This window comes from Streptomyces sp. NPDC020192, from assembly GCF_044388685.1.
Classification (GTDB): Bacteria; Actinomycetota; Actinomycetes; order Streptomycetales; family Streptomycetaceae; genus Streptomyces.
Genome location: NZ_JBIRXG010000003.1, coordinates 193,643 through 220,379, shown reverse-complemented (window position 1 = coordinate 220,379; position 26,737 = coordinate 193,643). Strand labels below are relative to the sequence as shown.

The window sequence follows — 26,737 nt, the reverse complement described above, 5'->3', positions numbered from 1 at the left end:
GCCCGAGTGCGCTTGGGTAGCCGCGCCGCCATGGCTCCACCACTTGGGAACGACGTACACACCATCCGGTCGGAACACAGACACAGCCGGCGGTCCGTGCTCGGCGGTCTCGGCGGGCTCGCCGCCCTCGGGGCGCTGGGGGCCGCCGGGTGCACGCGGGTGGCCGCCGCGTCCGGCAAGAAGGGCGGTGACCTGCTCGAACGGCTCCGGGCTCAGGGGGTCGTACGGCTCGGCATCGCCGGGGAGATCCCCTTCGGGTACATCGACAAGGACGGCCATCTCACCGGTGAGGCGCCCGAGTTGGCCAAGGTCGTCTTCAAGCGGCTCGGGGTCGACCGGGTGCAGCCCGTGCCCACCGAGTTCGGGTCGCTCATTCCGGGCCTGAACTCGCAGCAGTTCGATGTCGTGGCCGCCGGGATGTACGTCAATCCCGAGCGCTGCCAGCAGGTGATCTTCGCCGATCCGGACTACCAGATGCTCGACTCGTTCATCGTGCGCAAGGGCAATCCGCTCGGGCTGCACACCTACAGGGACGTCGTCGCGAAGAAGGCCAAGTTCGCCACCGGCACCGGGTACGCCGAGATCCAGTACGCCGTCGAGGCCGGGTACAAGGAGAGCGACATCCTCATCGTGCCGGACCAGGTCGCCGGGCTGAACGCCGTCGAGGCCGGGCGCGTCGACGCCTTCGCCGGTACGGCGCTCACCACCCGGGAAGTGGTGAAGAAGTCCGGCAAGGCGGAGGCCACGCCCGCCTTCGCGCCGCTCGTCAAGGGCAGGCCGCACGTCGACGGGGGCGCCTTCGCGTTCCGGCCCACCGAGACGCGGCTGCGGGACGCCTTCAACACCGAGCTGCGTCAGCTGAAGAAGAGCGGGGAGCTGTTCCGGATTCTCCGGCCCTTCGGGTTCACCAAGGCCGAGATGACCGACCTCACCGCGAAGGGGCTGTGCGGCGGATGACCACGGGACTCTGGGAACTCGTACTGAAGGGTGTCTGGACCACCGTCCAGCTGCTCGTGTTCAGCGCGCTGCTCGCGGCGGCCGTCTCGTTCGTCGTCGGCATCGCGCGCACGCACCGGCTCTGGATCGTGCGCTTCGTCGCCGGCTTCTACACCGAGGTGTTCCGCGGCACCTCGGCGCTGGTGATGATCTTCTGGGTGTTCTTCGTGCTGCCCATCGCCTTCGGCTGGCAGCTGGTGCCGCTGTGGGCGGGCACGCTGGCGCTCGGGCTGACGTACGGCGCGTACGGCTCGGAGATCGTGCGCGGCGCGCTGAACGCGGTCGACCCGGCGCAGAAGGAGGGCGGGGTCGCGCTCAGCTTCACGCCGGCGCAGCGGCTGAGGCTGATCGTGCTTCCGCAGGCCGTGCCGGAGATGATCCCCTCCTTCTGCAATCTGCTGATCGAGCTGCTCAAGGGCACCGCGCTGGTGTCGGTCATGGGCATGGGCGACCTGACGTTCAGCGCCAACCTGGTGCGCCTCGCGTTGCAGCAGAGCGCGGAGATCTACACGTACGTGCTGCTGATCTACTTCGTGATCGCCTTCGTGCTCACCCGGCTGATGCGCGCCCTGGAGAAGCGGCTGAAGGCCGGGCTCGGCAAGGGTCCCGGGACCGAGTCGGCGGCGCGTGAGCTGAAGCGGGCGCAGACGACCGGAGTGGGCGGTGGTGTCGCGTGAAGTGGGACTGGAATGCCGTGAGTGACTTCATGCCGGAGTTCCGGCAGGGGTTGCTCGTCACCCTGGAGGCGGTGGCCCTGGGCTCGCTGCTCTCCTTCACCCTCGGCCTGGTGTGGACGCTGCTGATGCGCACGCCGACCCGGTGGGTGCGCTGGCCGGTCGGGGTGGTCACGGAGTTCGTGCGCAACACCCCGCTGCTGGTCCAGCTGTTCTTCCTGTTCTATGTGCTGCCCGAGTGGGGCCTGACCTTCTCGGCCCTCTCCACCGGCGTCTTCGCGATCGGCCTGCACTACTCGACGTACACGATGCAGGTCTACCGCGCCGGTATCGAGGCGGTGCCCGTCGGCCAGTGGGAGGCGGCGACCGCGCTGAACCTGCCCCGGCGGCGGACCTGGACCGCGGTGATCCTGCCGCAGGCGATCCGCCGTGTGGTGCCCGCGCTCGGCAACTACGTGATCGCCATGCTCAAGGACACCCCGATGCTGATGACGATCACCGTGCTGGACATGCTCGGCCGCGCCCGGCTCTTCTCCCAGCAGCACTTCCAGTTCACCGAGCCCCTGACCGTGATCGGAGTGGCCTTCATCGTCATCTCCTACCTGGCCTCCCTTCTCCTGCGAGCCCTGGAGCGTCGCCTTGTCCGTTGAAGCCCGTACGAAGTCCCCCGCCGCCGGCACCGCGCCGGGCGAGCTGGTCCGCCTGACCGACGTCACCAAGCGCTTCGGCTCGAACACCGTCCTGGACCACCTCGACTTCTCCGTCGACGCCGGCAAGCACGTCACCCTGATCGGCCCCTCCGGCTCCGGCAAGACCACGATCCTCAGGCTCCTGATGACCCTCACCGAGCCGGACGAGGGCACGATCACCGTCGACGGGGAGCAGCTGTTCCCGGCGCCGGAGAAGCAGGTCAGGGAGGTCCGCAAGAAGATCGGGATGGTGTTCCAGCAGTTCAACCTGTTCCCGAACATGAGCGTGCTGCGGAACATCACCGAGGCCCCGGTGCAGGTCCTCGGGATGTCCAAGGACGAGGCCGAGGCGCGCGCCCGGGAGCTGCTGGAGCTGGTGGGGCTCACCGACAAGTGCGACGCGAAGCCGACCCGGCTGTCCGGCGGGCAGCAGCAGCGGGTGGCGATCGCCCGCGCGCTGGCGATGCGGCCCCGGGTGCTGCTGCTGGACGAGGTGACCTCCGCGCTCGACCCCGAGCTGGTCGCGGGCGTGCTCGATCTCCTCAGGGACATCGCCCACAGCACCGACATCACCATGCTCTGCGTGACTCATGAGATGGGCTTCGCCCGGGACATCTCCGACCAGGTGCTGATGTTCGACGGCGGCCGGATCATCGAGTCGGGCCCGCCGGAGCAGATCTTCGGCGACCCGGAGCAGGACCGCACCCGGGAGTTCCTGGGCGCGGTCCTCTGATGGTGCCCATGGCATATGCCAGAGGGTTAGCACCCCAGTTGGGAGAGGGCGGCCGGCACCACAATCTCGCCAAGACCCTCTCCCCAACCACCCTTTGCCCGATATCGTGGTAACGATCCGCCGATCCGGATCTCGCGGCCGAACAGACGAGCACTGACTGGCGAGCCAGGGGGGAACACCGTGGCGCTGATGCACGAGCCGACCGCCCCGTACCACTCCGCTCAGGACGCACTGCGCGTCCTGGAGACCGTGGCCCGCCACTCGGCCGGCGTCACCGACACCGAGCTGGCCCGCCAGACCGGCCTCGGCGCCGAGCGGCTCACCGTGCTGCTGCGCATGCTGCGCCGCGAGGGCTACGTCGAGCAGATCACCGACGGGGCGTACGTCACCGGCGACACCCTGCGCCGCCTCACCTCGGCGCACGACCGCGAGCGGGCCCTGCGCGAGAAGCTCCAGGCGACCCTGGACCGGCTGCGCGACTCGGTCGGCGCGGCGGTCTACATCAGCCGGTACGTCGACGGCGAGGTCAAGGTCACCCAGTACGCCGCCGGACCGGGCACCCCGGCGGTGAACGAGTGGGTGGACTTCCGCTACTCCGCCCACGCCACCGCCGTGGGCAAGAGCCTGCTGACCCAGCTCGACCACAACGCCCGCCGCGACCATCTCTCCCGGCACAAGATGGCCCGTCTCACCTCGCGCACCATCACCAGCGACAAGCTGCTGCTCTCCCGCCTGGAGTCCCAGCCGCCGACGGTGCCGATGCTCGACCTGCAGGAGTACGCGATCGGCACGGTCTGCGCGGCCGTCCCGATCACCGCGGGCTCCTCCGTGGGCTGCCTGGCGCTGTCGCTCCCGGTGGAGCACGCGCACCGGCTGAAGCAGGCCGCGGAGGCGCTCAACCGCAACGCGGCGCCGGTGCTGCTGTCCCTCACCCTCTAGGTGATCGCGAAGGTGGTCACCAGCACCCCTCAGGACCAGGTAGTATTTTCTTCGTCGCCAGCCGCGGAGGACAAAATCCGCAGCAGGCGAGAGTCATGCGCCGCTAGCTCAGTTGGTTAGAGCAGCTGACTCTTAATCAGCGGGTCCGGGGTTCGAGTCCCTGGCGGCGCACGATGACGATGACGAGTCATGACCGCAAAAAGCGCGGTCCTGACTCGTCATCGTCGTTTTTGCGCGGCTTCGCCGCGCGTCCTCGGGAGTGAGTCGGCGATACGAGGCCTCCCCCGGCGGCCGCCACCACACCGGGTCGGCGCACGCGTACCCCTCCCGTCGCAGCAGCGCCCGGTGGATCTTGTTCGTCGCGGTCACCGGCATCCGCTCCACCACCCGGACGAACCGGGGTGCCATCTTCGTACCCAGGTCGGGCTGGGCGGCCAGGAACTCGGCGAAGTCCGTCGGATCGAAGGCCCCGGCGATCGTCGCCATCACCTGGTCCCCGGTCACCGGATCCGGCACCCCGTACACGGCGACGGCCACCGCGCCCGCGTACCGGGCGACGATGTTCTCGATCATCGCGGCGGCCAGGTTCTCCCCGTCGACGCGGATGCGGTCGTCGGTACGACCGGCGAAGTACAGATAGCCGTCCGCGTCCCGGTAGAAGAGATCACCGGTCCAGTACGCCCCGCCCCGGCGCCGCTCGGCCTCCGCGGCGGAATTGCGCCAGTACCCCTCGAAGGGATTCGGGGCCCGGTTGACCAGCTCGCCTATGGCCTGCTCCCCGTTGAGCAGCCGCCCGGAGGCATCGAGGACGGCCGGCGGGCACTCCCGCCCGGTCGCAGGGTCGAGTACCACCAGTCCGGGCTTCGCCGGGCCCACCGCGCCCGCCGGGGTCCCCGGCGCCCACTGGATCGCCGCCCCGCCCTCGGAGGAGCCGTAGCCCTCCACCAGCCGCACCCCGAACCGCCGCTCGAACGCCGCCGCGTCCACCGCACCGGCCTCGGTGCCGAAGCCGAGGCGCAGGGGGTTGTCCCGGTCGTCCGCCCGCTCCTCGGTGGCGAGGAGGTACTGGATCGCCCGGCCGACGTAGGTGAAGTAGGTGGCCCGGTAGCGGCGCACGTCGGCGAGGAACCCGGACGCCGAGAACCGGCGCCGTAACGCGACCCCCGCCCCCGCTGCCAGCGCGGGCGCCCAGTCGGCGATCACGGCGTTGCCGTGGAACATCGGCATGCAGATGTAGTGCACGTCCTCCGCGCGGACCCCGAACTGCCGGACCAGCGCCTGCCCGGCCGCCGCCAGCCGGCCCTGGGAGCAGATCGCGGCCTTGGGGGCGCCGGTCGAGCCGGAGGTGAAGTAGAGGAGAAGCCGGTCGGCGGGGGTGGCCCGGGACGGGTCGGGTACGGCGTCGGCGTAGGGGGCGAGGAGGGTGGCGTACTCGTCGTCGTCCGTCACGAGGACGCGCACTCCCCCACGCTCGGTTCCGCTCGCGCGGGGGGACCCCCATCGCAGCTCCAGCCCCGCCAGCAGCGGCAGGTGGGCCCGCTCGGTGACGAGGAGCGGGCACTCGGTGTGCAGGATGTCCCGGGCCAGTTCCGGGCCCCGGCGGGTGGGGTTGATCCCGGCGACGGCCGCACCGGCCAGGGCGGCGGCGCCGAGCCAGAGGGGGAACTCCTCGGTGTTGTCGAGGAGCACCCCGATGTGCGGTACGGCGTCCGGGGGCAGCAGGTCGGCCAGCAGAGCCGCCCGCGCGGCGGCGCCCCCGGCCACCTCGGCGTGCGTCAGCACCCGCTCCCCGCACCACAGCCCCGGCCGGTGGTCCTGCCGGCGGGCCGCGATCAGTTCGGCGACGGTGCGTGTCGTGGACTCCATGGAGGCGCACGGTAACTGACGCTCCGTCAGACTGGGAGGGTTACGGCATGAAGTCGCCCGTGCCCGAGAAGACCCCGTGGGCGCTGATCATGAAGGCTATGCAGCCGGCGACGAAGACGCCGAAGAACGTCAGCAGGAAGCCCGTGCCCGCCGCGAGCCTCCCGTGCGCCGGAGGCTTGGCGGTGGCCTTCTCCGGGCGGTCGGCCACGTAGTGCACGGTGACGATGTCGCCCTGGACGACCGTGGCGGGGCCGCCCCTCTCCGTGAACCGGACGGCACGGCCCTCGCGCGTCGTGAACTCGTAGACGTGGTGCAGCGTGGTGTGCACCGGGCCTTCCCCGCCACCGCTGGTCCTGGTGTACGCGTTCAGGCAGCGCGCCTCGGCCGTGAGCCCGCTCCGCCAGGCCCTGCCGATCTCACGGGAGCGGCCCAGCACCCGGTAAGCGGCGAGCAGCACCATGGCGATCATGAGCGCGGGCAGGATGGAGAAGAAGGCTTCCATGAGGTCCCCCGGTGGTCGTACGCCGCCCGTCGGATCGGCGTGGCGAGAACGTACCGCCACCGGAGGCCGGATTTGCTCAAGGAGGGCTCAGAACCTGACGTCCGAGCAGGCGTAGAACGCGTTGCCCGTGTCGGCGATCGTCCAGACCGCGAGGATGACGTGGTGTCCGCTCAGGCCGGACGGCAGGGTGCCGCTGTGGCTGAGGGTCTGCGGCGGGCGCTGGCCGTTGTACGGGACCGTCAGGAACGGGGTGAGGTTGAGGTCCGAGCGGGACAGGGCGTGGTTCTGGTCCCAGCCCTGCCTGGTGACGTAGTACCTGAAGTCGGTCGTGGCGTGCATGGCGGTGAACTGCCAGCGGAAGGTGTACGTCTGACCGCCCGTCACCCTGGTGGTGGGCCAGGCCGCACCGGACGGCGTGACCGGCGAGCTGAGCTGGGCGAACCGGCTCAGGCCGCCGTTGCAGATCTGGCCGTCGGCGGGTCCCGCGGCCGGGAAGCCCTTGGGGCCCTCGACGCTCTGCGGCTCCCACTGGATGTCGCCGCAGCCCGTCACCGCGCCGTTGGCACAGAGCTTCTGCCTGCTGACGGGGAGATCGGTGTAGCCGTGCCCGCTGGCGCCGCCGGCGGAGAGCGCGAACGCTCCGGCGGTCACCACCCCGAGCACGACCGCGGACAACGTGGTCCTGGTACGCATGCTGCCGCTCCTCGAGAACGTGGGGAGTTCGGTGAGCCGTGCAGATAGTGCGAGTAGGTCTAGACCAAGTCTCAGATTATTGCCGCCCCTTGAACATGTCCATCCCCATCACGGCGGTGTACTACGACGGCTCCCCGCGCCCCGAGCAGAACGCGACCGTCAGGTCCCGCACCAGCACCTTCCGCTCGTAGTCGTCGAGTTCGACCAGACCGCGCACGGTCAGCCGGGTCACCGTGTCCTCCACCGAGTCGACGACCGAGCTGAGCATGCTGGCCCGCTGCCGGGCGTCCAGCCGGGCGATCCGGCGCCGGTGCATCGCGGCGGCGACCTCGGGGGCGTACTCCACCCGGACCGGCTGCACCGAGAACACCTCCACGCCGACCGGCGCGGTCTCCGCGGCCACCAGCCGGGTCAGCGCGTCCCCGGCCGCCGTCACCCCGCCCCGCTTCCCACCCGCCGGCTCCACCGGCACCCGGGCCAGCGCCGCCTCCACGCACTCGCGCAGATACGTCTCGTGGTCCTCGATGCCGAGCAACGCCCGCGCGGTGTCCCGCACCCGCCACACCACGAGGACGACCACCCGCAGCGCCATCCCGTCGGGATCCGCCGCCGGCATCGCCTCGCTGCGCCAGTGCCGCAGCCGTACGTCCACCCGGCGGCGCGGCAGCAGCGGGTTCACCCAGAGCAGCCCGGTGCGCCGGACGGTCCCCCGGTAGCGGCCGAACAGACCGAGCACCCAGGCCCGCCCGGTCCGCCCCCGGGCCAGCCCGCCGAAGCCGAACGCCCCGAGCATCCCGGCACCGGTGTACGCCGCCCACTGCGCCGGACCGAAGCCGGCGCCCGCGTACGACGGCAGCCGCAGCGCCTCCACCGCGAGCGGGGGCAGCAGCCCCGCCCACCACGAGGTCGCCACGCACCCGGTGACCCCGGACACCCCCGCGAGCACCCCGGCCGCCCCCGGCAGCACCCGCGCCGGGCGCTCGGTCAGCTCCGGGTCGACCTCCGGCAGCGGCCGGCCGCGCACCGGTGCCGGGCGCCGGGCGCACGGCTGCTCGCCGGCGCCCTGCCGGCGGGTGACCACGGCGGGCTTGAGCGGCACCTTCACCGGGTTCACCGGGTCGGGGTCGTCGCGGAAGAGCAGATGGACGGGGATCTCGGTGGTCACCTCGTTCTGGATCAGCCGGGCCGGCCGCCCGCCCGGATCGGCGGTGCCCTCCGGGTGGCCCTCGGATTCGGACGGCGTGTGTGACGTGGTCGTGCTCATGCGTGCCTCCAGCCTCCGCGCCAGATGCGTGACGAACAGGGGGACGTACAAGAGGGACGGGTGGCGGTCACAGGCCCGTCACGCGTTCCGGGTCGGCGGCCGTGAACAGCCGGCGCCAGGTCTCCGGGCCCGGGTAGCCGTCCGCCGCGCCGCCCCGCCAGCCCTGGGCGCGCTGGAAGGCCGCCACGGCGCGGCGGTCCGCGTCGCTCCAGGCCGGGCCGGGCCCGGTGGCGTAGAAGCCGCCGAAGCCCTTCTCCACCAGGCGGCGGCCCAGTTGGGTGACGTACGGGTTCTCCGCGCCCGGCAGGAAGAAGTTCCGGCCGGGATAGCCGGGCACTCCGTGCGAGGCGGGCCGTACGGCGGTGCCGGGCACGGCCGCCGTGCCGCCGACGCCCTTGCCCTTGCCGGTGACGAGCAGCTCCCAGGTGCGCGGGCCGGGCAGCCCGTCGGCGCCGGCGCCGGTCCAGCCCTGGGCGAGCTGGAAGGCCTCGGTGGCCCTGCGGTCGGCCTCGCCCCAGGTCGGGCCGGGACCCTCGGAGTAGGAGGAGCCGCCGCCCCGGGCCACCAGCATCCGGCCGAGCCGGGTGACGTACGTGTTGCCGGCGCCGGAACCGAAGGCGGCGGCTCCGGGGTAGGGGATCTCCTTGCCGGCCGCCGGTGCGCCCGCCGTGACCGGGGCGGCCACGCCCTTGTAGCGGTAGGGGACGTACTTGTCGGTGTGGCTCCAGTACGGGTAGGGCGTGGCCTGGCTGCGGGTGCGCGGGGGTGTCTGCTCGTAGACCGTGTAGTAGCCGTGCGTGTAGTCGGTCCAGCCGCCGAAGATCACCACATGGGAGCCTCGCTCGGGGTTGTCGGGGTTGTGGTAGAGCAGGATGTCGCCGGGTTCCAGCTGCTCCTTGGTGATCTTCACGCCGAACTGATCGAGGCTGCCGGTCCACTCGTTGGTCCCGAGCCCCCAGGCCATGGAGACATAGCCCGAGCAGTCCTGCCGGTACCCGTCGGACCAGTAGTCGCTCATGCTGTACGGCACCTGCGCCGCCAGCCAGGCCTTGGCCCGCTTGATGATCTGGGTGCGGGTGGCGGCGGGGATCCGGGCGGCACCGGGCTTGGTTGGCCTGCCACCCGGACCGTGCAGCGGGGCCTTGCCGCCCTGAGGGGTCTCGGGCTCGTCGCTCCCGGGGACGTGGGGACGGTGGACGGCGGGCCGGCCGGCGCCGAGGGCGGCGGCCGGGGTGACCGCGCCGAGGACGGCGGACGCGGCGGCGACGACCACCAGACCGCAGGCGGCCGGGGCGCCGACCCGGCGGCCGGGCAGCGCACGGCGACCCGTCCGGCCCGACCGGCTCGTCCGGCGCGCGCGAACGCAGCCCGGACAGTCGCAGTCGCTCGCGGGGTCGAATTCCTCGAAGACCGGAGTGCTCATGCGATCTGCCTCACATTCGGTGGGATATGTCCGGTAGTGTGCACGTTGATCATTTTCCCAACCGTCCACCGGACCACCACTTTGACGGTCCGAATGATGTACACGCCCCCCGGGCCGTCCGCCGATCACCCAGGGGTGGTCGGAAGCACCCCTCCAGGTCAGGTAGAGTTCTCTCTGTCAGCAGGCGCCGCTAGCTCAGTTGGTTAGAGCAGCTGACTCTTAATCAGCGGGTCCGGGGTTCGAGTCCCTGGCGGCGCACCGACCGGAAGGCCCCTCGCGAAAGCGGGGGGCTTTTCGTATGCCCCGATTGGCCGCACACCCTCCGGACACGGCAGCACCGGGAGATCCTGGACGCACCCCGGCGCACCTCGGCCTCCCGAGAGCACCGCCGCACCCCAGCCCCCCCCCGGGGAGCAACGGCGCGGTGCGACCCTCCGAGACCACCGGCGTGCCCCGGCTCTCTTGGATCACCGGCGCACCCCAACACCCCGAGCCCCACACGCGCCCCAATAGATGGGTTTGACCGGTAAACACCAGGTTTCGCTTCTTGCGATCATGCTGAGCGGCGTACAACCCTGGATGTCCAAGCTGTCGCCGATTGGCGGCAGTTGGGGGGATGTAACCGGTTGCTGACGGGCGGGGAGGGGGCCCCGCCGCGCACCGGTACCGGGCACACCGGGAACGGACGGACACGCGGTGACCCGCGTGTGGGGGGAATGACTCATGACGTCGACACCGACGGGCGCCGGGCACAGCCACGACCGGTCACAGTACGCACATGATCGATCACAAACCATACAACTGAGAGCACTCGGCCACCGCTCCGCCAGGAAGAGCCTGCCGAGATACGACTACGAGCACTACAGCCGGCTCGCGGGCCCGCTCACCCAGCCCGATCCGACGAAGCCGTACCGGGTGCAGTACCGGTCGCTGCTGTCGCAGGAACCGCATCGCATACGCGCCGCGCTCATGCTGGGCGCGGCCCCGGTCCTCTCCCTGGTCCTGCTGTTCTGGCTGCTGCGTCCGGCGCACTGGACCCAACGCGACTATCCCGCCTACGACTTCCTGCCGACGCTCGACACGGTCATGCTCGTCTCGATCGGTCTGATCGAGTTCTTCCGCTGCATGAACGTGCTGTCCAACGCGCACGCCACCCTGGTCGCCCGCGACCCGGTCCCGGTGGTGCCCGAGACCGGCACCCGCGTCGCCTTCATCACCACCGTCGTGCCCGGCAAGGAGCCGCTGGAGATGGTGACGAAGACCCTTCAGGCGGCGGTGAGACTCCGCCACCGGGGCCTGCTGCACGTGTGGCTGCTGGACGAGGGCGACGCCCCGGCCGTCAAGGAGGTCTGCGCCCGGCTCGGCGTGCACCACTTCTCCCGCAAGGGGGTGGAGAAGTGGAACCGGCCCAAGGGCCCGCACCGCGCGAAGACCAAGCACGGCAACTACAACGCCTGGCTGGAGGCGCACGGGGACAGTTACGACTTCTTCGCCTCCGTCGACACCGACCATGTCCCGCTGCCCAACTACCTGGAGCGGATGCTCGGTTACTTCCGCGACCCGGACGTCGGCTTCGTCATCGGCCCGCAGGTCTACGGCAACTACGACACGTTCGTCACCAAGGCGGCCGAGTCCCAGCAGTTCCTCTTCCACGCCCTGATCCAGCGCGCCGGCAACCGCTACGGCGCCCCGATGTTCGTCGGCACCTCCAACGCCGTACGGATCAGGGCGCTCAAGCAGATCGGCGGGCTGTACGACTCCATCACCGAGGACATGGCGACCGGCTTCGAGATGCACCGCGCCAAGAACCCGGCGACGGGGCGGAAGTGGAGGTCGGTCTACACCCCGGACGTGCTCGCGGTCGGCGAGGGGCCGAACGCCTGGACCGACTTCTTCACCCAGCAGCTGCGCTGGTCCCGGGGCACGTACGAGACGATCCTCAAGCAGTACTGGAGGGGCCTGTTCACCCTGCCACCGGGCAAGCTCTTCAACTACACGATGATGATCATCTTCTATCCGATGTCCGCCCTCAACTGGATCCTCGCGTCGCTGAGTTGCGCGCTGTTCCTGGGCCTGGGCGCCTCGGGCGTGAACATCGACCCGACCGTGTGGCTGATGCTGTACGGCAACGCCTCCGCGCTCCAGATCGGGCTGTACATCTGGAACCGGCGGCACAATGTCTCCCCGCACGAGCCGGAGGGGTCGGGCGGTGTGGCGGGCATGGTGATGTCGGCCCTGTCGGCACCCGTCTACGCCCGGTCCCTCATGGACGCCGTACTGCGCCGCAAGAGCAGGTTCGTGGTGACGCCGAAGGGGGAGTCGGCCAGCCCCGACACGCTGTTCGGGACCTTCCGCATCCACTGGTTCTTCATCCTGGTCTTCGGCGGCTCGCTCGCCGCCGGCTTCGCGCTCGGCCACTCCCAGCCCGCGATGATCGTCTGGGCGACGCTCGCCCTGCTGATCACCGCCTCGCCGATCTTCGCCTGGCGGTACACGCTGCGGCAGGAGAAACGGAAGGCGAAGCAGGCGGGCCCCACCGGGGCCGCCGGGCCGCGGCCGCCCGCCCCGCCTGCCGCAGCCCATGTGCCACAGCAGCGGCCCACCTGGGCGATCGCACTCGGGGGGCGTGACGAATGAAGGACCAGTCCGGCCGCCGTCGTGTCCGCCGGCTCGCGATCGGTACGGCGGTGGTACTCGCACTGGCCGGGATGAACGGGCCGTGGATGTACCGCTTCGGCACCGCGCAGTACCACCAGTACAAGATCAACAGACCCGAGTACAAGGCCGAGAACGGCCACTGGGACATCATCGAGTTTCCCAAGGAGTTCCGGCAGGACACCATCCACGCGACCCTGCTGCGCACCGGGAAGATCCTGATGATCGCAGGCTCGGGCAACAACCAGGACAACTTCGACGCCAAGAAGTTCGACACCCGGATCTGGGACCCGGTCAGGGGCACGATCAAGAAGGTGCCCACCCCGGCCGACCTGTTCTGCACCGGCCACACCCAGCTCGGCGACGGCAACATCCTGATCGCCGGCGGCACCAAGCGGTACGAGAAGCTCAAGGGTGACGTCAAGAAGGCCGGCGGCGTCATGATCCTCTACAACGAGAACCCGGACAAGCCGATGACCCTGCCGGCGGGCACCCGGTTCACCGGCAAGCAGAACGGCAGGACGTTCGCCTCCCAGGACCCGGTCCTGATCCCGCGCGCGACGAAGGTCTTCGACCGGACCGGCACGTGGCTGCGGAACAACCCGGGTTACGGCCGCGTCTACGTCGAGGCGCAGCGCGAGGGCAGCCAGTACGAGACCGGCACCCAGGACAACTACACGGTCCAGGGCCTGACCGGCGCCGACGCCCGCAACACCTACGGCATCGCGCAGAAGCTCGCCCTCGACAAGAAGGACTTCGAGGGGATCAAGGACACCTACGAGTTCGATCCCGTGGCCGAGCGCTACATCAAGGTCGACCCGATGAACGAGGCCCGCTGGTACCCGACGCTCACCACGCTGTCCGACGGAAAGATCCTCAGTGTCTCCGGGCTGGACGACATCGGTCAGCTGGTGCCGGGCAAGAACGAGACCTTCGACCCGGCGACGAGGAAATGGACGTACACGAAGAAGGTCCGGCAGTTCCCCACGTATCCGGCGCTGTTCCTGATGCAGAACGGGAAGATCTTCTACTCGGGGTCCAATGCGGGGTACGGACCGGACAACATCGGCCGGGATCCCGGGATCTGGGACATCGACAGCAATGCCTTCGTGAAAATTCCGGGGCTCGGTGATCCGAACATGATGGAGACCTCCGGGACCGTGTTGCTGCCGCCGGCGCAGAACGAGAAGTTCCTGGTGATCGGGGGCGGGGGTGTGGGTGAGTCGAAACTGTCGAGCAAGCGGACGCGGTTGATCGACCTGAAGGCCAGGGATCCCCGCTTCACGGACGGGCCCGAGCTGGAGAAGGGGACCCGGTATCCGCAGTCCTCGATCCTGCCGGACGACACGGTGCTGGTGTCGGGCGGTTCGGAGGACTACCGGGGGCGCGGTGACTCCGACATCCTCCAGGCGCGGCTGTACCACCCCGACAGCAACAGCTTCACTCGGGTCGCCGATCCGCTGGTGGGCCGGAACTACCATTCCGGGTCGATTCTGCTGCCGGACGGGCGGGTGATGTTCTTCGGGTCCGACTCGCTGTACGGGGACAGGGCGAACACCAAGCCGGGGAAGTTCGAGCAGCGGATCGAGATCTATACGCCGCCGTACCTCTATCGGGGCTCGCGGCCTTCGCTGAGCGGTGGTCCGCAGTCGATCGCCCGGGGCGCGTCGGGGACGTACACGTCGAAGCAGGCGGCCGGTATCAAGAAGGTGCGGTTGATCCGGCCGAGCGCTTCGACGCATGTGACGGACGTGGATCAACGGTCGATCGCGCTGGACTTCAGGACGTCCGGGGACAAGGTCACGGTGACGGTGCCGGAGAATCGGAATCTGGTGCAGTCCGGGTGGTACATGCTGTTCGCGGACGACGATCAGGGAACGCCGTCCGTCGCACAGTGGGTCAGGGTTCCGTAGTCACGTACCGCTCAGGTCACTTGCTGTTCCGGGCGAGGCCGAGTGCGTAACTCGCCCACCAGTCACCCGCCTTCGGCCCGCCCTTGCACGTCCCGTCGGACTCCCCCGGGCGCTTGACCCACAGGTAGGCGTCCACGAGGGGGTCCGACGTGTTCGTCGTCGGGGTCTCGCCCAGGGCGCGGCCCGGCGGGTTGCACCAGCGCTGGGCCGGGTCGCCGGAGGTGTAGGGGCCGTTGCCGTTTCTGCTGGTGTCGATGACGAAGTGCTTGCCACCCACCTTGGACGAGAGCTGCTTGCCGTAGGCGAGGGAGTCCTGGGTGGAGTAGAAGTTGGAGACGTTGACGGAGAAGCCGTCGGCCTGGTCGACGCCGGCCTGCTGGAGGGGCTGGAAGATCTGGTCGGGGTGGCCCCAGCCGGCGTTGCCCGCGTCCAGGTAGACCTTGGTGTTCTTCAGGGACTTGAGCTTGGCGATCGCGCCCTTGAGGAGGTCGTAGCGCTCCTCGTGGAACTGGTTGGGCGTGCAGCCGTCCACGAGGTGGAGTACGGCGTCCGGTTCGAGGATCACGATGGCGGAGCGGTCCTGGATGCCCCGGGCCACGCCGTCGATCCAGGCGCGGTAGGCGTTGCCGTCGGCGGCGCCGCCCTGGGAGTACTGGCCGCAGTCGCGGTGCGGGATGTCGTAGAGGACGAGCAGGGCCGTGCGGTCGGCGTGCTGGGCGGCCTCGGTGAAGCCGCGGGCCTCCTGCTCGGGGTTCTCCGGTCCGATCCACTCCCCCACCGGCTGCTCGGCGATCTTCCGGATCTGCTCGGCCTCGGATGTCCTTCCGGCCTTCGTGTAGGCGGCGAGCTGGCGGGCCGCGGTGCCGTCCGGGTTCACCCAGAACGGGTCGGCGGACTTGGGAAGTTGGGTGATCGGAGCCCCCGGGCCGCCGCTCTTGCCCCCGCCCCCGCCCCCGCCCCCGCCCCCGCCCCCGCCCCCGCCTCCGCCTCCGGACGAGCAGCCGGCGAGTAAGAGTGCCGTCCCCAGCACCGCCACCGCTGCGGACGCCCGCGCGCTCGACCGGGCCCCCCTGCTCTCGTACATGACGATTCCCCCCTGGTTCCCCTGGGCGCACTGGTCCGGGTGCCGCCCCATGCTGGCATATCGGGACGCTTCACCACGAGGTCGCGCAACGGGGCGTACGGGGTCAGTGGGTGGTGCTCGTGAGGTAGGCGACGGCGATCACTTCGTGATGCCCGTGAGGTAGGCGTTGACCACCACGTTGGCCGTATAACTGCGACTCACACGGTCGAAACTGCCCCCGCAGGTGATCAGCCGGAGCTCCGCCCGGCCGGGCCGGTGGGGGCCGTAGGCCTGGTGGGCGTCGAAGGCGGTGCGGGGCAGTACGCGGATGTCGTCGACGGTGAACTCGGCGACCTTACCGTCCGAGCGGACCACGCGGACCGTCGCGCCCGGCGTGAGCGTGCTGAGCTTGTAGAAGACGGCGGGGCGGGTCTCGGTGTCGACGTGTCCGACCAGCAGGGCCGGGCCCTGGGCGCCGGGTTTGGGGCCGGCGCCGTACCAGCCGACCACGCCCGGCTGGTCGAAGGGCGGCGGGTCGACGGCGCCCTGGGCGTCGAGGCCGCGGGCGACCACGGGTGCCTGCACACCGAGCCGGGGGATGTCGATGCGCTGGGGTACGGCGTCCCCGATCGGCGCGACCGCGCGGGGCAGCAGGGCGGGGTCCGCGGCTCCGGCGGCCCATACGTCACCGGTGGCCGGGGTGTCCGTGCGGTCCGGCAGGCCGGTGATCTCCCGCCCCCACAGCCACAGCCCGAGCAGCAGCAGCGCCCAGGCCAGGGCGGTGATCAGCCGCCCTGTGCCGGTGGTGGCGTGCGGGTACTCGCGGTCGCCCGTCATACCGGACCGTCAGCCGCTGTTACGGCTGTCACGGCTGTTGCGACTGGTGCGGCCCCGGTGGGCACGGAGGCCGACGGCCAGCGCGGCGATCCCGGCCAGGCCGAGGCCGGTGATCGTCTGGGCGGTGCCGGGGCCGGACTCGCTGGTGGCCACGGTGGCGAAGTGGGTGGCCGTACCGCCGCCGCCCGCGTGGACCGGGGCGACGGGTGAGGCCGCGTCACCGGGCGGCCGCATGGGCTGCTGGTTCTCCGCCTGCCCGGTCCCCCGGTCGGCCCCGGTGCCCGGGTCGGTTCCCCGGCCGGCCCCAGTGCCCTGGTCGGCTCCCCAGCCGGACCCCCGGTCGGCACCCCCGTCGGTTCCCCGGCCCGCACCGGTTCCCCGGTCGACGCCCCTGTCAGGGATCGTGATCCTGCCGTTGATGACGAAGTCGGCACAGGTGATCCGTACGTCGTAGGCGCCCGGTCTGAGGGAGGAGCGGACGCGGGTCTCGCCGGACAGGGTGCCCTGTCTGCCGCTGAGCCGGGCGTCGGAGACGAACGCGGCGGAGACGGCGGTGCCCTCGGGCCCGGAGCAGCCGTTGACCCGCAGGGACACGTCGGCGCCGGGGGCCGGGGAGTCCGGGGTCACGGAGACCGAGCCGCCGTCGACGGCGTGGGCCGCGTGCGCCGACGGCGTGCACGCGGCGACGGCCAGGATTCCGGTACAGAGAGTGAGGCGAAGTGAGCCCATCGTGAACCTCCAGTTATCTGGAGGCTCCCCCGCACCGGGCGCCCCCGCATCCTCGGAGGGCGCCCGATTGCTCCATACGGGCGAGAAAAGGTTTGAGAATCCCTGGTCAGACGAGGTCGACCAGGTCCGCGATGGAGTCGACGATCTTCGAGGGCCGGAACGGGTGCACGTCGATGTCCTCGGGCTGGGTGACCCCGGTGAGCACCAGGAACGTACGCATCCCGGCCTCCAGGCCCGCGAGCACGTCGGTGTCCATGCGGTCGCCGATCATCGCGGAGGTCTCGGAGTGCGCGCCGATGGCGTTGAGCCCCGCCCGCATCATCAGCGGGTTGGGCTTGCCGACGAAGTACGGCTTCTTGCCGGTCGCGGCGGTGATCAGGGCGGCGACCGAGCCGGTGGCGGGCAGGTCGCCCTCGGTGGAGGGGCCGACGTTGTCGGGGTTGGTGGCGATGAACCGGGCGCCGTCGTTGATCAGCCGGACGGCCTTGGTCAGGGCCTCGAAGGAGTAGGTGCGGGTCTCGCCGAGTATCACGAAGTCGGGTTCGTGGTCGGTGAGGATGTAGCCGATGTCGTGCAGCGCGGTGGTGAGCCCCGCCTCGCCGATGACGTAGGCGCTGCCGCCGGGCCGCTGGTCGTCGAGGAACTGGGCGGTGGCCAGGGCCGACGTCCAGATGTTCTCCTCCGGCACGTCCAGGCCCATCCGCCGCAGCCGGGCGTGCAGGTCACGGGCGGTGTAGATGGAGTTGTTGGTGAGCACCAGGAAGGGCCGCCCGGACTCGCGCAGCTTCTTCAGGAAGGCGTCGGCGCCGGGGATCGGAACGCCCTCGTGGATCAGGACACCGTCCATGTCGGTGAGCCACGACTCGATCGGCTTGCGTTCTGCCATGTTGTGCGTCTCCTGGCGTACGTACGGTCACGAAAGCAGGGGCGGGAAAGGGGGCGCCGGAACCACGGCGTACCGGCGCCACCAGCCTAGTGTTCGATGGCCTGATCCTGACCCTGCCGTCCACCTGTCGATCGGCTCAGCTCCCGGTCGCCGACTTCCAGTCCTCGACGTACGACGTGAGGTTCGTGTTGATGTCGGTCCAGTCGGGCTCGAAGACGTCCACGCCGTCCATCAGCCTGGTCAGGGCGATGGCGTTGGTGTCGGTGGCCTTGACGTCCTGGCGGGCGCTGAAGCCGCCGCCGATGGAGCTGACCTCCTGCTGCTGCTTCCGCGCGAGCATGAAGTCGAGCAGCTTCCTGCCGTTCGCGCCGTGCGGGGCCTTGGTGACCAGGCCGGCCGCGTAGGGCAGGGCGAAGGTGGAGGGCTTGCCGTCCTTTCCCGCCGGGAACCAGATGCCGAGGTTGGGCATGGTCCGGGACTGGGCGTAGTTCATCTGCACATCGCCGTTGGCGACGAGCAGCTCGCCCTTGTCGACCTTGGGCGCGAGCTTGCCGGTGGAGGCGGACGGGCCGACGTTGTTGGCCTGGAGCTTCTTCAGATAGGCGAGGGCGGCGTCCTTGCCGCCGAAGTCGTGGACGGCCTTGATGAGGACGGCGGTGCCGTCACCGGCGACGCCCGGGGTCGAGTACTGGAGCTTGTTCTTGTACTGGGCGTCGAGCAGCTCGTCCCACGTCTTCGGGGCCTGCTTCAGCTCCTTCTTGTTGTAGACGAAGCCGAAGTAGTTGTTGACGACCGGGATCCAGGTGCCGTCCGTGGCCTTGTCGGCGCCGCTGACCTGGCCGGCGTCCTTCACCTCGTACTTCTGCAGCAGGCCCTTGGCGTCGGCCTCCTGGATGAAGGGCGGCAGGGTGACCAGCACGTCGGCCTGCGGGTTGCTCTTCTCGCGGACGGCGCGCTGCACCATCTCGCCCGAGCCACCCTCGACGTACTTGACCTTGATGCCGGTCTGCCGGGTGAAGTCGGCGAAGACCTTGTCGTACCAGCCGTCGCCGTTCTCGCCCTTCAGGCCGTCGGCGCTGTAGACGGTGACGACCTTGGCGTCGGAGGCGGAGGAGGAGCCGCCGCAGGCGGACAGCGCGGGGGTGGCGAGGACAGCGAGGGCTGTGGCGAGCGCGAGGCGGTTTCTGGGCATGGCGAGGCCAACTCCTGGCGTTTTCAAGGGGGTTACTGACTTACGTGGGTCAGCGGTGCGACGCCCGGGTGCGGACCCGGGAGACGGCGAACAGGACGAGCAGGGTCGCGGTCATCAGGACGACGGCCACGGCCGAGCCGGTGAACAGGGCGCCGCGGTCGGTGGCCGCGTAGATCAGGACGGGCAACGGGGTCCAGTCGGGCGGGTAGAGCATCATCGTGGCGCTCAGCTCGCCCATGGACAGGGCGAAGCAGAGGCCTGCGGCGGCGGTGAGGGAGGGCAGGAGCAGGGGGAGGCGGACCCGCCACAGGACATGGGCGGGGCGGGCGCCGAGGGAGGCGGCGGCCTGCTCGTAGGCCGGGTCGAGGCGGGTGATCGCGGCCGACACGGACTGGTGGGCGAAGGCGGTGACCAGCACGGTGTGGGCGAGGATCACGATCCACCGGGTGCCGTTGAGCAGCAGGGGCGGCTTGGAGAACGCCACCAGGACCGACAGTCCCACGACGACGGAGGGCACGGCGACCGGTAGCACGAACAGGGCGTCCATGATCCGCCGGTACCGCTGCTTCAGCGCCGCCCCGGCCAGCGCTGCCCAGGTGCCGACGGTCAGCGCGAGCAGGCTGGCGGCGGTGGCCGTGAGCAGGCTGGTGGTGAGCGCCTGGAGGGCCTCGCCGCGGGTGGCGGCGCGGTAGTTGGCGCCGGTCGGGCCCGAGGGCAGGACGCCGGACCAGTGGGTGGCCAAGGAGGCGCCGAGGACGACGAGGAGGGGCAGGGCGAACAGCGGCAGGAAGAGGACGAGGAACACCGCCCACACCACCCACCTGGCCCTGCGGCTATGCACCAGCACGACGGCTCACCACCCGGTAGAGGCCGTACAGCCCCACGGAGATCAGGACGTTGACGACGGCGACCACACACGCGCCCGGGTAGTCGGACTCCAGGATCGCCTTGCTGTAGACGAGCATCGGCAGGGTGGTGACCCCCTTCGCGCCGGTGAACAGCACGATCCCGAACTCGTTGAGGCAGAGCACCAGCACGAGACTCCCGCCGGCCGCGAGCGCGGGCAGCGCCTCCGGCAGGATCACCCGCCGTACGATCCGCGGCGCCCGCGCCCCCAGCGAACTGGCCGCCTCCAGCTGCGCGGTGTCCAGCTGCGAGAAGGCGGCGAGCAGCGGTCGCATCACGAACGGCGTGAAGTACGTGACCTCCGCCAGCAGCACACCCCAGGGCGTGGTGAGGAACGGGAAGGAACCGATGATCCCCGTGGTGCCGTAGATGAACAGCAGCGCCAGCGTGATCAGGAAGGACGGGAAGGACAGGTACACGTCGATGAACCGCGCCACCGCCTTCGCCCCGGGAAACGGTACGAACGCGATGACCAGCGCCAGCAGGAACCCGAGGACCAGACAGCCGAGGGTGGAGGCGAGGGCCAGCCACACCGTGGTCCACAGCGCGTGCCGGAAGGCCTCGGAGGCGAAGACGTCGGCGTACGGCTGGAGGGAGGTGCCGCCGGTGTCGGGCTGGAAGGACTGCCGGCCGACGAGGGCGAGGGGATAAAGGAAGAAGAGCGCGAGGAGGGCCACCGGGGGCAGGGCCCACAGCAGACGCCTACTCATGGGTGACCCCTGCGGGCAGCAGCACCGCGTCCTCGGGAGCGAAGTGCAACGTCACCGAGTCCCCGTGGACCGGCGGATCCCTCAGCTCACGCACGTCCGCCATGACAGTGTGCCCGTCGACCTCGACGTACAGCCGGTGCGTGGCCCCCCGCCACTGGATCTCCCGTACGACGCCGGTGAGTTGGTTGACCCCCGGCCCCTGTTCCGGCCCCGGCTCCAGCCCGACGACATGCGGCCGTACGCACAACGTGGCCCGCGCACCCGCGACCACACCCCGCGTGTCGACCTTCAGCTCCGTGCCCGCGAAGGAGACTCCGCCGGAGCCGACGGTCACCGGCACCAGATTCGCGCCGCCCACGAAGGAGGCGGTGAACGCGTCGGTGGGGGCCCGGTACAGCTCCCTCGGCGTGCCGCACGCTTGCAGCCGCGCCTTGTCCATGACGGCGATCCGGTCGGCCAGCGTCAGCGCCTCGACCTGGTCGTGGGTGACGTACAGCATGCAGACGTCGGGCAACTCCCGGTGCAGCCGGGCCAGTTCGGCCAGCATTCCGGAGCGCAGCTGGGCGTCCAGTGCGGACAGGGGCTCGTCCAGGAGGAGGACGTCCGGCCGGATGGCCAGCGCGCGGGCGATGGCGACCCGCTGCTGCTGTCCGCCGGACAGTTCGCGCGGGTGGCGGCGGGCGTAGGCGGCCATGCCGGTCATCTCCAGCGCCTCGGCGACCCGTTGCCGTGTCTCGCCCTTGCTCACGCGCCGGGCCCTGAGCCCGAAGGCCACGTTCTCGTCGACGCGCATGTGCGGGAAGAGGGCGTACTGCTGGACCACCATGCCGATGCCCCGCCGGTACGGCGGCAGGTCCGTCACATCCCGGCCGCCGAGGAGCACCCGCCCGGCCACGGGCCGTACGAACCCGGCGACCGCCCGCAGCGCGGTGGTCTTGCCGGAGCCGGACGGCCCGAGCAGCGCCATGACCTCGCCGGGCTCGACGGTCAGGTCGAGAGCGTCGAGGACGACGTTTCCGTCGTAGGCGACGGTGACGGAGTCGAAGCGGATGCCCATGTCACTCGGTTCCTGTGATCAGGGCGGGCAGGTCGGCGACGGAATCGAGGACATGGGTGGCCCCGGCGGCCCGGAACTCCGCGTCCCCGTGGGCGCCGGTGCGTACGCCGGCGACCAGGCCGGCGCCCGCCCGTACCCCGCTGAGCACGTCGTACGAGGTGTCCCCGGCGACGGCGATCTGTGTCACGTCCTCGGCGGCCTTGGTGCGGACGAAGGCCGCCAGGACCATGTCCGGGTACGGCCGCCCGCGCCCGCCGGCGTCGGCCGGGCACAGGGTGAGCGGGACGAGGTCGCGCCAGCCGAGGGCGTCGAGGATCGCGTCCTGGGTGACGCGGGCGAAGCCGGTGGTCAGGACGACGGTGCGGCCGCTGCCGGTGAGTTCCTCGATGGCCTCGCGGGCCCCGGGGACGGGCGCGATCAGACCGGCGTCGACCAGTTCGCCGTACGCCTTCTCGAAGGCGGTGTTGGCCCGTCGGGCACGTTCCTCGTCGCCGAACAGGTGCCGGAAGACGGAGATCTTGGACTCGCCCATGGTGGCCCGGACGTACGCGAGGTGCTCGGCGTGCTCGGCCGAGCCGGGTTCGACGCCCAGGTCGGCCGCGGCGGCGGCGAAGGCGCGCTCGACGAGGCCGCCGTCGGCGACGGTCGTACCGGCCATGTCGAGCACGACGAGACGGATGTCCGCAGTGTTCATCGGGGTTCTCACCAGCCCAGTTCGTTCGCGGTGGTCTCGGCTATCGCGGGGGAGCAGGTCATGCCGCGCCCGCCGGGCCCGGTGACCAGCCACACCCCGTCGCTCACCCGCTGCCGGTGGACGACCCGGCCCGGGTCGGTGCACTGCGCGTACACACCGGCCCAGCGGCGGCGGATGCGCGGCAGCGGGCGCCCGAGGAGGGACTCGACGACCCCGGTGAGGTGCTCGTACGGCTCCTCGACGGTGTCGAAGGCGAAGGGGTGCTCGTACTCGTGGGTGTCGCCGATGGTCAGTCCGCCGTCGGCGCGCTGCACCATGAGCAGCTGCATGCGGTGTGCGGCGGCGGTCTCCGGCTGCGGCCAGCCGGCGTTGAGCGCGTCCAGTGCCGGGGAGGCGTAGGCCGGGTAGTAGCGGAAGCTGTCGGCGTCCGCGACCGAGGTGGTCAGCGGTTCGCCCAGCGGGTCGGTCTGCATCATCTGGAGGCGGACCCGGCGCACGGGCAGGTCGGGGCCGGCCAGTTCGCGGACGAGTCCGCCGAGCCAGGCGCCCGTGCACAGCACGACCGTGTCGGCGTGGTGGACGTCTCCGTGGTCGTCGCGGACGGCTCCGGCGCCGACCACCTCGCGGACCTCGCGGCCCGGCAGGAAGGTGTAGTTGGGGGACTTCAACAGCTCTTCGCGCAGGGCCAGTTGGGCGGTACGGGGCTCGACGGCCGCGTCCCGCTCGCAGTACAGGGCGGCGGTGAAGTCGCCGCGCAGGGCGGGGTTGAGGGCCCGCGCCTCGCCGGGGGTCAGCAGCCGGTAGCCGCGGGCGGCGGCGTCCGGGCGGGCCACGGCGGCCTCGGCGACGGCGCGTTCGAGGTCGCCGTGCACCGGGGTCAGCGACCCGTTGGCCCGAAAGCCCAGCTTCGGCACGCGGGCGCCGATGCCCTCCCACAGCTCCCGCGCCCGCAGCGCGGTCCGCAGCTCTTCTCCGCCGGCGCGGCCACTGACCCAGATCTGTCCGAAGTTGCGCAGCGAGGCGCCGCGCGCCTCCGCCTCCCGCTCGATCTGGACGACCTGGTGGCCGCGCTCCACTGCCTGCCAGGCGTGCATGGTGCCCACCACGCCTGCTCCGACGACTGTCACTCTCACGGCGGCAACGCTCCTCGGGATCGGGTAACCGGAGACATCCGGCTGACAACGAGAGCGTGAACGACCCATCACGTTTGGGCTAGACCCGTTATCTTTTCGTGATAACTCTGAGAGTGTCCGAGTGATCGTTTTTCAGCCGCGCAGATGGGTGGTGAAGGAGAACCGGTCCCCGCGGTAGAGCGAGCGCACGCGCTCCAGCGGGCGTCCCTCCGTGTCCCGGGAGACACGGTGGATCAGCAGCATGGGCAGGGCCGGCGGGGTGCCGATGAGCAGGGCCTCGCGGGGGGTGGCGAGCACGGTCTCGATGCGCTCGTCGGCGTCACCGAAGGCGACGCCCTGGGCGGTGAGGTAGCCGTAGAAGGAGGAGTCGGGGTCGAAGTCGGCGTCCAGCCGGGGCACCCGGGCGACGGCGACGTACGTGCTCTCCAGCCCGACCCGCTCCTCGTCGGCGAGCAGCACCCGCTCCAGGTGCCACACGGGCTCGCCCCGGGTGAGCCCGGTCTCGGCGGCGAGGGCGTCCGGGCAGGGGAAGCGGTCGAGGGTGACGAGGGTACGGCCGGGGGTACGCCCCTGGCGGCGCACGCCCTCGGTGTAGCTGGCGAGGGACAGCGGCTGTTCCAGCTTGGGCCCGGCGACGACGGTCCCGCGCCCCTGGCGTCGCAGCCGCCCCTCCAGCACCAGCTCCCGCACCGCCTGCCGCACGGTCTCACGCGCGACGTCGTACCGCTCGGCCAGATCCCGCTCGGTGGGGATGGACCTGCCCTCCCCCAGCTCGTCGAGGAGCGCGGCGATCCGAGCCTTCACCGCGTAGTACTTGGGGATGCGCCCGTGCTCGGGGATGCCGGAGCGGACGGGGGCGCCGGGGGCCTGGTCGTTCGGGTAGTCCACGCAGGGATCGTCGCAGACGGGGTGCGGTTTCCCGAACGGGGCCCGGATACGGGACCCGGATACGGGACCCGGATACGAGACCCCGGCTTCAGCGGCGTCGGCGGGCGAGGAGGAACGCGCCGCCGCCGACGGCCACCAGGGCGAGGACGGCCGCGAACAGCCCATGGGCGAGCCCGAGCCCGGTACGCGACAACTCGCGTGCGCGCTCGCCGGCTTCCTGCGCCGTTTCGGCGAAGGGGAAGGCGGGAGCAGGGGTACGGGCATGGGTGCCGGGGGTGGGGGCGGGCGGAAGGGCTCCGCCGTCCTGGGTACGGCCGGGTTCGGGCGTCGTGAGGTCGGCGTCCCCCTTACCGCCCTCCTCGATCGCGAACCGGTACGCGTTGGACTCCCCGACCCAGTCCCCGTCCGCGCCCCTGCGCTGGACCACGGCGGCGCTGGCGGTGACCTGGTCGGCCACGGCGTCGGAGGTGAGCGCGAGCCTCACCTTGACGCTGACGGTCCGCCCGGCCGGTACGGCGAACCCGGCGAACCCTGCCCCGTCCAGCACCCCCACCAGCTCCTGCTCGTCGGTGCTCTCGAACGACACCCGCCGGGCCCGGGCGCCGTCGTAGAAGTCCAGCTGGGGCTGGCCGGGCTTCAGCGCGCGTTTGCCGTCGACGAGGACGACGACCGGGTGGATGCCGGTGCAGGTGTGGCGGGTGGTGTTGGTGAGGTCGATGTACCAGGTGCCGTAACCGCCCCCCGGCTCGTACGACCCCGGTCCGCCACGAATCCGCGCGGAGAGCGGGAACGCGTGCGCGTCCGTACCGACACAGGAGGGGGAGGGGGTGGGGTGGGCGGGGGTGGGCGACACGAGAACGGTGGCCGCGGCTGCCGTGACGACGAGCACGAGGCGGAGGGAGGAGAACCCGGGTGGGGACGGGGACTGGGGTCGGGACGTACACCATCGCATGAACACATGACCATGCCGGATGTCCGGGGGTGTGCAGGGGTGCCGCTCCGGGGACGGGCGGGAAGTCCGCTCGATCAGCCGACCCGTGGGGAGCCGACAGACAGCGCGGTCGGCCCTGAGGCCGGTGGCCGACCGCGGGTCCGCACCCACCGGTCGACCCGGCCCCAGCGCAGGCCCCCTCACCCCTCCCCCCGCCCGAACAACGGCGCCAACAGCAACTGCGCGGCCCCCTCGGCGACGACCCGCTCCCCGCCCGCGGCCAGGCGGACCGGTACCGATCCCCCACCGGCCCCCTCCCGCCGGGCCCGGGCCTCCAGCACCTCACCCACCCCCCGCACATAGACCTCCGGCGCCGCACCCACCGTCCGCCCCCCGAGCAGCACCGCATCGATGTCCAGCAGCCCCACCAGATTCGCCGCCCCCACCCCCAGGACCCGCGCCGCCTCCCCGGGCTCACCGCGCCCCACCGCCGCGAGGCACAGCGCCTCCACGCACCCGCGGTTGCCGCACGAGCACGGCGGACCGTCCAGCTGGATCACCTGGTGCCCGAACTCCCCCGCCCCGGTCCGCGCCCCTCGGTGCACGTTCCCGCCGATCACCAACCCGGCCCCGAGCCCCGTACCGAGATGCAGATACGCGAAGGATCCACAGACGCCCTCACCCCCGACCGAGAGCCCAAGCGCCGCGGCGTTGGTGTCCTTGTCCACCACCACCGGCACCCCCAGCCGAGTTTCCAGCACGTCCCGCAACGGAAAGCCGTCCCACGAAGGGAAACCGGTCACCCGGTGCAGCACGCCCCGCACATGATCGAGCGGACCGGGCAGCGCCACCCCTACCCCGAGCAGCGACCCGACCCCGGAAAGGCCGCCCTCGTCCCCGGGGCCCAGGCCGTCCCCCACCAGCTCCTCCACCACCCGGAGCACCATCCCGAGCACCGCCTCCGCCCCGGCCCCCAGATCCAGCTCCGCCCGCCGCTCCGCCACCACGGCCCCGTCCAGATCGACGAGCACCGCCCGCAGCGCGTCCCGCTCCAGATGCACCCCCACCGCATGCCCGGCCTCCGGCACCAGCCGCAGTACGGTCCGTGGCTTGCCCCCGGTCGACGCCCGGCGCCCGGCCTCCGCCGCGTACCCGTCCTCCCGCAGCCGCGCGGTGATCTTGCTGACGGCCTGCGGGGTCAGCCCGGTGCGCTCGGCGAGTTCGAGCCGGCTGATGCCCTCCGCCCCGGCGTCCCGCAGCAGCCCCAGCACCAGGGCGGTGTTGTGCGACCGCACCGCCCCCAGATTCGCCCCGGTCGGCAGACCGCTCCCCATCCCCGTGCTCGTCCTGTTCACGCCACCCAT

At 71.1% G+C, this 26,737-nt stretch carries 25 protein-coding genes and 2 tRNA genes; 9 read left to right on the top strand and 18 right to left on the bottom strand.

Annotated elements, in window-relative coordinates:
• Positions 1-30: 30 nt before the first annotated feature.
• The 6 genes from ehuB (at position 31) to ACH47Z_RS08030 (ending at position 4,202) form a co-directional block, all read left to right on the top strand.
• Positions 31-957, top strand: a complete 927-nt coding sequence (ehuB, locus tag ACH47Z_RS08055; RefSeq protein ID WP_399071765.1) for an ectoine/hydroxyectoine ABC transporter substrate-binding protein EhuB — start codon at positions 31-33, stop codon at positions 955-957.
• Complete coding sequence (gene ehuC, locus ACH47Z_RS08050) at positions 954-1,673, top strand: ectoine/hydroxyectoine ABC transporter permease subunit EhuC (protein ID WP_399071763.1); 720 nt, start codon at positions 954-956, stop codon at positions 1,671-1,673. The genes ehuB and ehuC overlap by 4 nt, the downstream gene beginning before the upstream one ends.
• Positions 1,670-2,320: an ectoine/hydroxyectoine ABC transporter permease subunit EhuD gene (ehuD, locus tag ACH47Z_RS08045; RefSeq protein ID WP_399071761.1), complete on the top strand. Its 651-nt coding sequence runs from the start codon at positions 1,670-1,672 to the stop codon at positions 2,318-2,320. Before ehuC ends, ehuD begins: the two co-directional genes overlap by 4 nt.
• Positions 2,310-3,092 (top strand): ectoine/hydroxyectoine ABC transporter ATP-binding protein EhuA, encoded by a 783-nt coding sequence (ehuA, locus tag ACH47Z_RS08040; protein WP_399071759.1) that lies wholly within the window; start codon positions 2,310-2,312, stop codon positions 3,090-3,092. Before ehuD ends, ehuA begins: the two co-directional genes overlap by 11 nt.
• Positions 3,093-3,272: 180 nt before the next feature.
• Positions 3,273-4,031: an IclR family transcriptional regulator gene (locus ACH47Z_RS08035; protein ID WP_399071757.1), complete on the top strand. Its 759-nt coding sequence runs from the start codon at positions 3,273-3,275 to the stop codon at positions 4,029-4,031.
• 97 nt (positions 4,032-4,128) lie between these two features.
• A tRNA-Lys gene (locus ACH47Z_RS08030) sits at positions 4,129-4,202 on the top strand.
• Here the strand turns inward: ACH47Z_RS08030 and ACH47Z_RS08025 are convergent.
• From ACH47Z_RS08025 to ACH47Z_RS08005, 5 genes are all read right to left on the bottom strand, one after another.
• Entirely contained in the window at positions 4,164-5,897 is a 1,734-nt protein-coding gene (locus ACH47Z_RS08025; protein WP_399072319.1) for an AMP-binding protein, read from the bottom strand. The two genes, ACH47Z_RS08030 and ACH47Z_RS08025, sit on opposite strands and share 39 nt — an antisense overlap.
• A 40-nt stretch (positions 5,898-5,937) precedes the next feature.
• Positions 5,938-6,399, bottom strand: a complete 462-nt coding sequence (locus ACH47Z_RS08020) for a DUF3592 domain-containing protein (protein WP_399071754.1) — start codon at positions 6,397-6,399, stop codon at positions 5,938-5,940.
• Between the two features lie 87 nt (positions 6,400-6,486).
• On the bottom strand, positions 6,487-7,092 hold the full coding sequence (locus tag ACH47Z_RS08015) for a lytic polysaccharide monooxygenase (protein WP_399071752.1): 606 nt from the start codon (positions 7,090-7,092) through the stop codon (positions 6,487-6,489).
• 121 nt (positions 7,093-7,213) lie between these two features.
• Positions 7,214-8,356: an SPFH domain-containing protein gene (locus ACH47Z_RS08010; protein ID WP_399071750.1), complete on the bottom strand. Its 1,143-nt coding sequence runs from the start codon at positions 8,354-8,356 to the stop codon at positions 7,214-7,216.
• A gap of 67 nt (positions 8,357-8,423) precedes the next feature.
• Positions 8,424-9,779 (bottom strand): peptidoglycan-binding protein, encoded by a 1,356-nt coding sequence (locus ACH47Z_RS08005; protein ID WP_399071748.1) that lies wholly within the window; start codon positions 9,777-9,779, stop codon positions 8,424-8,426.
• A gap of 184 nt (positions 9,780-9,963) precedes the next feature.
• Between ACH47Z_RS08005 and ACH47Z_RS08000 the strand changes: the two genes are divergently transcribed.
• The 3 genes from ACH47Z_RS08000 (at position 9,964) to ACH47Z_RS07990 (ending at position 14,347) form a co-directional block, all read left to right on the top strand.
• A tRNA-Lys gene (locus tag ACH47Z_RS08000) sits at positions 9,964-10,037 on the top strand.
• Between the two features lie 465 nt (positions 10,038-10,502).
• Positions 10,503-12,416, top strand: coding sequence for a glycosyltransferase family 2 protein (locus ACH47Z_RS07995; protein ID WP_399071746.1), 1,914 nt, complete (start codon positions 10,503-10,505; stop codon positions 12,414-12,416).
• Positions 12,413-14,347, top strand: a complete 1,935-nt coding sequence (locus ACH47Z_RS07990; protein WP_399071744.1) for a galactose oxidase-like domain-containing protein — start codon at positions 12,413-12,415, stop codon at positions 14,345-14,347. Before ACH47Z_RS07995 ends, ACH47Z_RS07990 begins: the two co-directional genes overlap by 4 nt.
• 16 nt (positions 14,348-14,363) lie before the next feature.
• Here ACH47Z_RS07990 and ACH47Z_RS07985 read toward each other — a convergent pair whose 3' ends face one another.
• From ACH47Z_RS07985 to ACH47Z_RS07925, 13 genes are all read right to left on the bottom strand, one after another.
• Positions 14,364-15,431: a glycoside hydrolase family 6 protein gene (locus ACH47Z_RS07985; protein ID WP_399071742.1), complete on the bottom strand. Its 1,068-nt coding sequence runs from the start codon at positions 15,429-15,431 to the stop codon at positions 14,364-14,366.
• Positions 15,432-15,569: 138 nt separating this feature from the next.
• Positions 15,570-16,247, bottom strand: coding sequence for a class F sortase (locus tag ACH47Z_RS07980; protein ID WP_399071740.1), 678 nt, complete (start codon positions 16,245-16,247; stop codon positions 15,570-15,572).
• Positions 16,248-16,256: 9 nt separating this feature from the next.
• Positions 16,257-16,976 carry a hypothetical protein gene (locus tag ACH47Z_RS07975; protein ID WP_399071738.1) on the bottom strand — a complete coding sequence of 240 codons (720 nt, stop codon included), beginning with the start codon at positions 16,974-16,976 and terminating at the stop codon, positions 16,257-16,259.
• Between the two features lie 106 nt (positions 16,977-17,082).
• Entirely contained in the window at positions 17,083-17,862 is a 780-nt protein-coding gene (locus tag ACH47Z_RS07970) for an HAD-IIA family hydrolase (protein WP_399071735.1), read from the bottom strand.
• A 136-nt stretch (positions 17,863-17,998) separates the two neighbouring features.
• Positions 17,999-19,054: a 2-aminoethylphosphonate ABC transporter substrate-binding protein gene (locus ACH47Z_RS07965; protein WP_399071733.1), complete on the bottom strand. Its 1,056-nt coding sequence runs from the start codon at positions 19,052-19,054 to the stop codon at positions 17,999-18,001.
• A gap of 49 nt (positions 19,055-19,103) precedes the next feature.
• Entirely contained in the window at positions 19,104-19,901 is a 798-nt protein-coding gene (locus ACH47Z_RS07960) for an ABC transporter permease (RefSeq protein ID WP_399071731.1), read from the bottom strand.
• Positions 19,888-20,670, bottom strand: a complete 783-nt coding sequence (locus ACH47Z_RS07955; protein WP_399071729.1) for a 2-aminoethylphosphonate ABC transporter permease subunit — start codon at positions 20,668-20,670, stop codon at positions 19,888-19,890. The genes ACH47Z_RS07960 and ACH47Z_RS07955 overlap by 14 nt, the downstream gene beginning before the upstream one ends.
• Positions 20,663-21,727 carry an ABC transporter ATP-binding protein gene (locus ACH47Z_RS07950; RefSeq protein ID WP_399071727.1) on the bottom strand — a complete coding sequence of 355 codons (1,065 nt, stop codon included), beginning with the start codon at positions 21,725-21,727 and terminating at the stop codon, positions 20,663-20,665. The genes ACH47Z_RS07955 and ACH47Z_RS07950 overlap by 8 nt, the downstream gene beginning before the upstream one ends.
• Before the next feature lies 1 nt (position 21,728).
• Entirely contained in the window at positions 21,729-22,421 is a 693-nt protein-coding gene (locus ACH47Z_RS07945) for a phosphonatase-like hydrolase (protein ID WP_399071724.1), read from the bottom strand.
• An 8-nt stretch (positions 22,422-22,429) separates the two neighbouring features.
• Positions 22,430-23,554 (bottom strand): TIGR03364 family FAD-dependent oxidoreductase, encoded by a 1,125-nt coding sequence (locus tag ACH47Z_RS07940; RefSeq protein WP_399071722.1) that lies wholly within the window; start codon positions 23,552-23,554, stop codon positions 22,430-22,432.
• A gap of 132 nt (positions 23,555-23,686) precedes the next feature.
• On the bottom strand, positions 23,687-24,442 hold the full coding sequence (locus ACH47Z_RS07935) for a GntR family transcriptional regulator (RefSeq protein ID WP_399071720.1): 756 nt from the start codon (positions 24,440-24,442) through the stop codon (positions 23,687-23,689).
• A gap of 88 nt (positions 24,443-24,530) precedes the next feature.
• Positions 24,531-25,400, bottom strand: coding sequence for a hypothetical protein (locus tag ACH47Z_RS07930; RefSeq protein ID WP_399071718.1), 870 nt, complete (start codon positions 25,398-25,400; stop codon positions 24,531-24,533).
• Between the two features lie 173 nt (positions 25,401-25,573).
• Positions 25,574-26,737: an ROK family transcriptional regulator gene (locus ACH47Z_RS07925; protein WP_399072317.1), complete on the bottom strand. Its 1,164-nt coding sequence runs from the start codon at positions 26,735-26,737 to the stop codon at positions 25,574-25,576.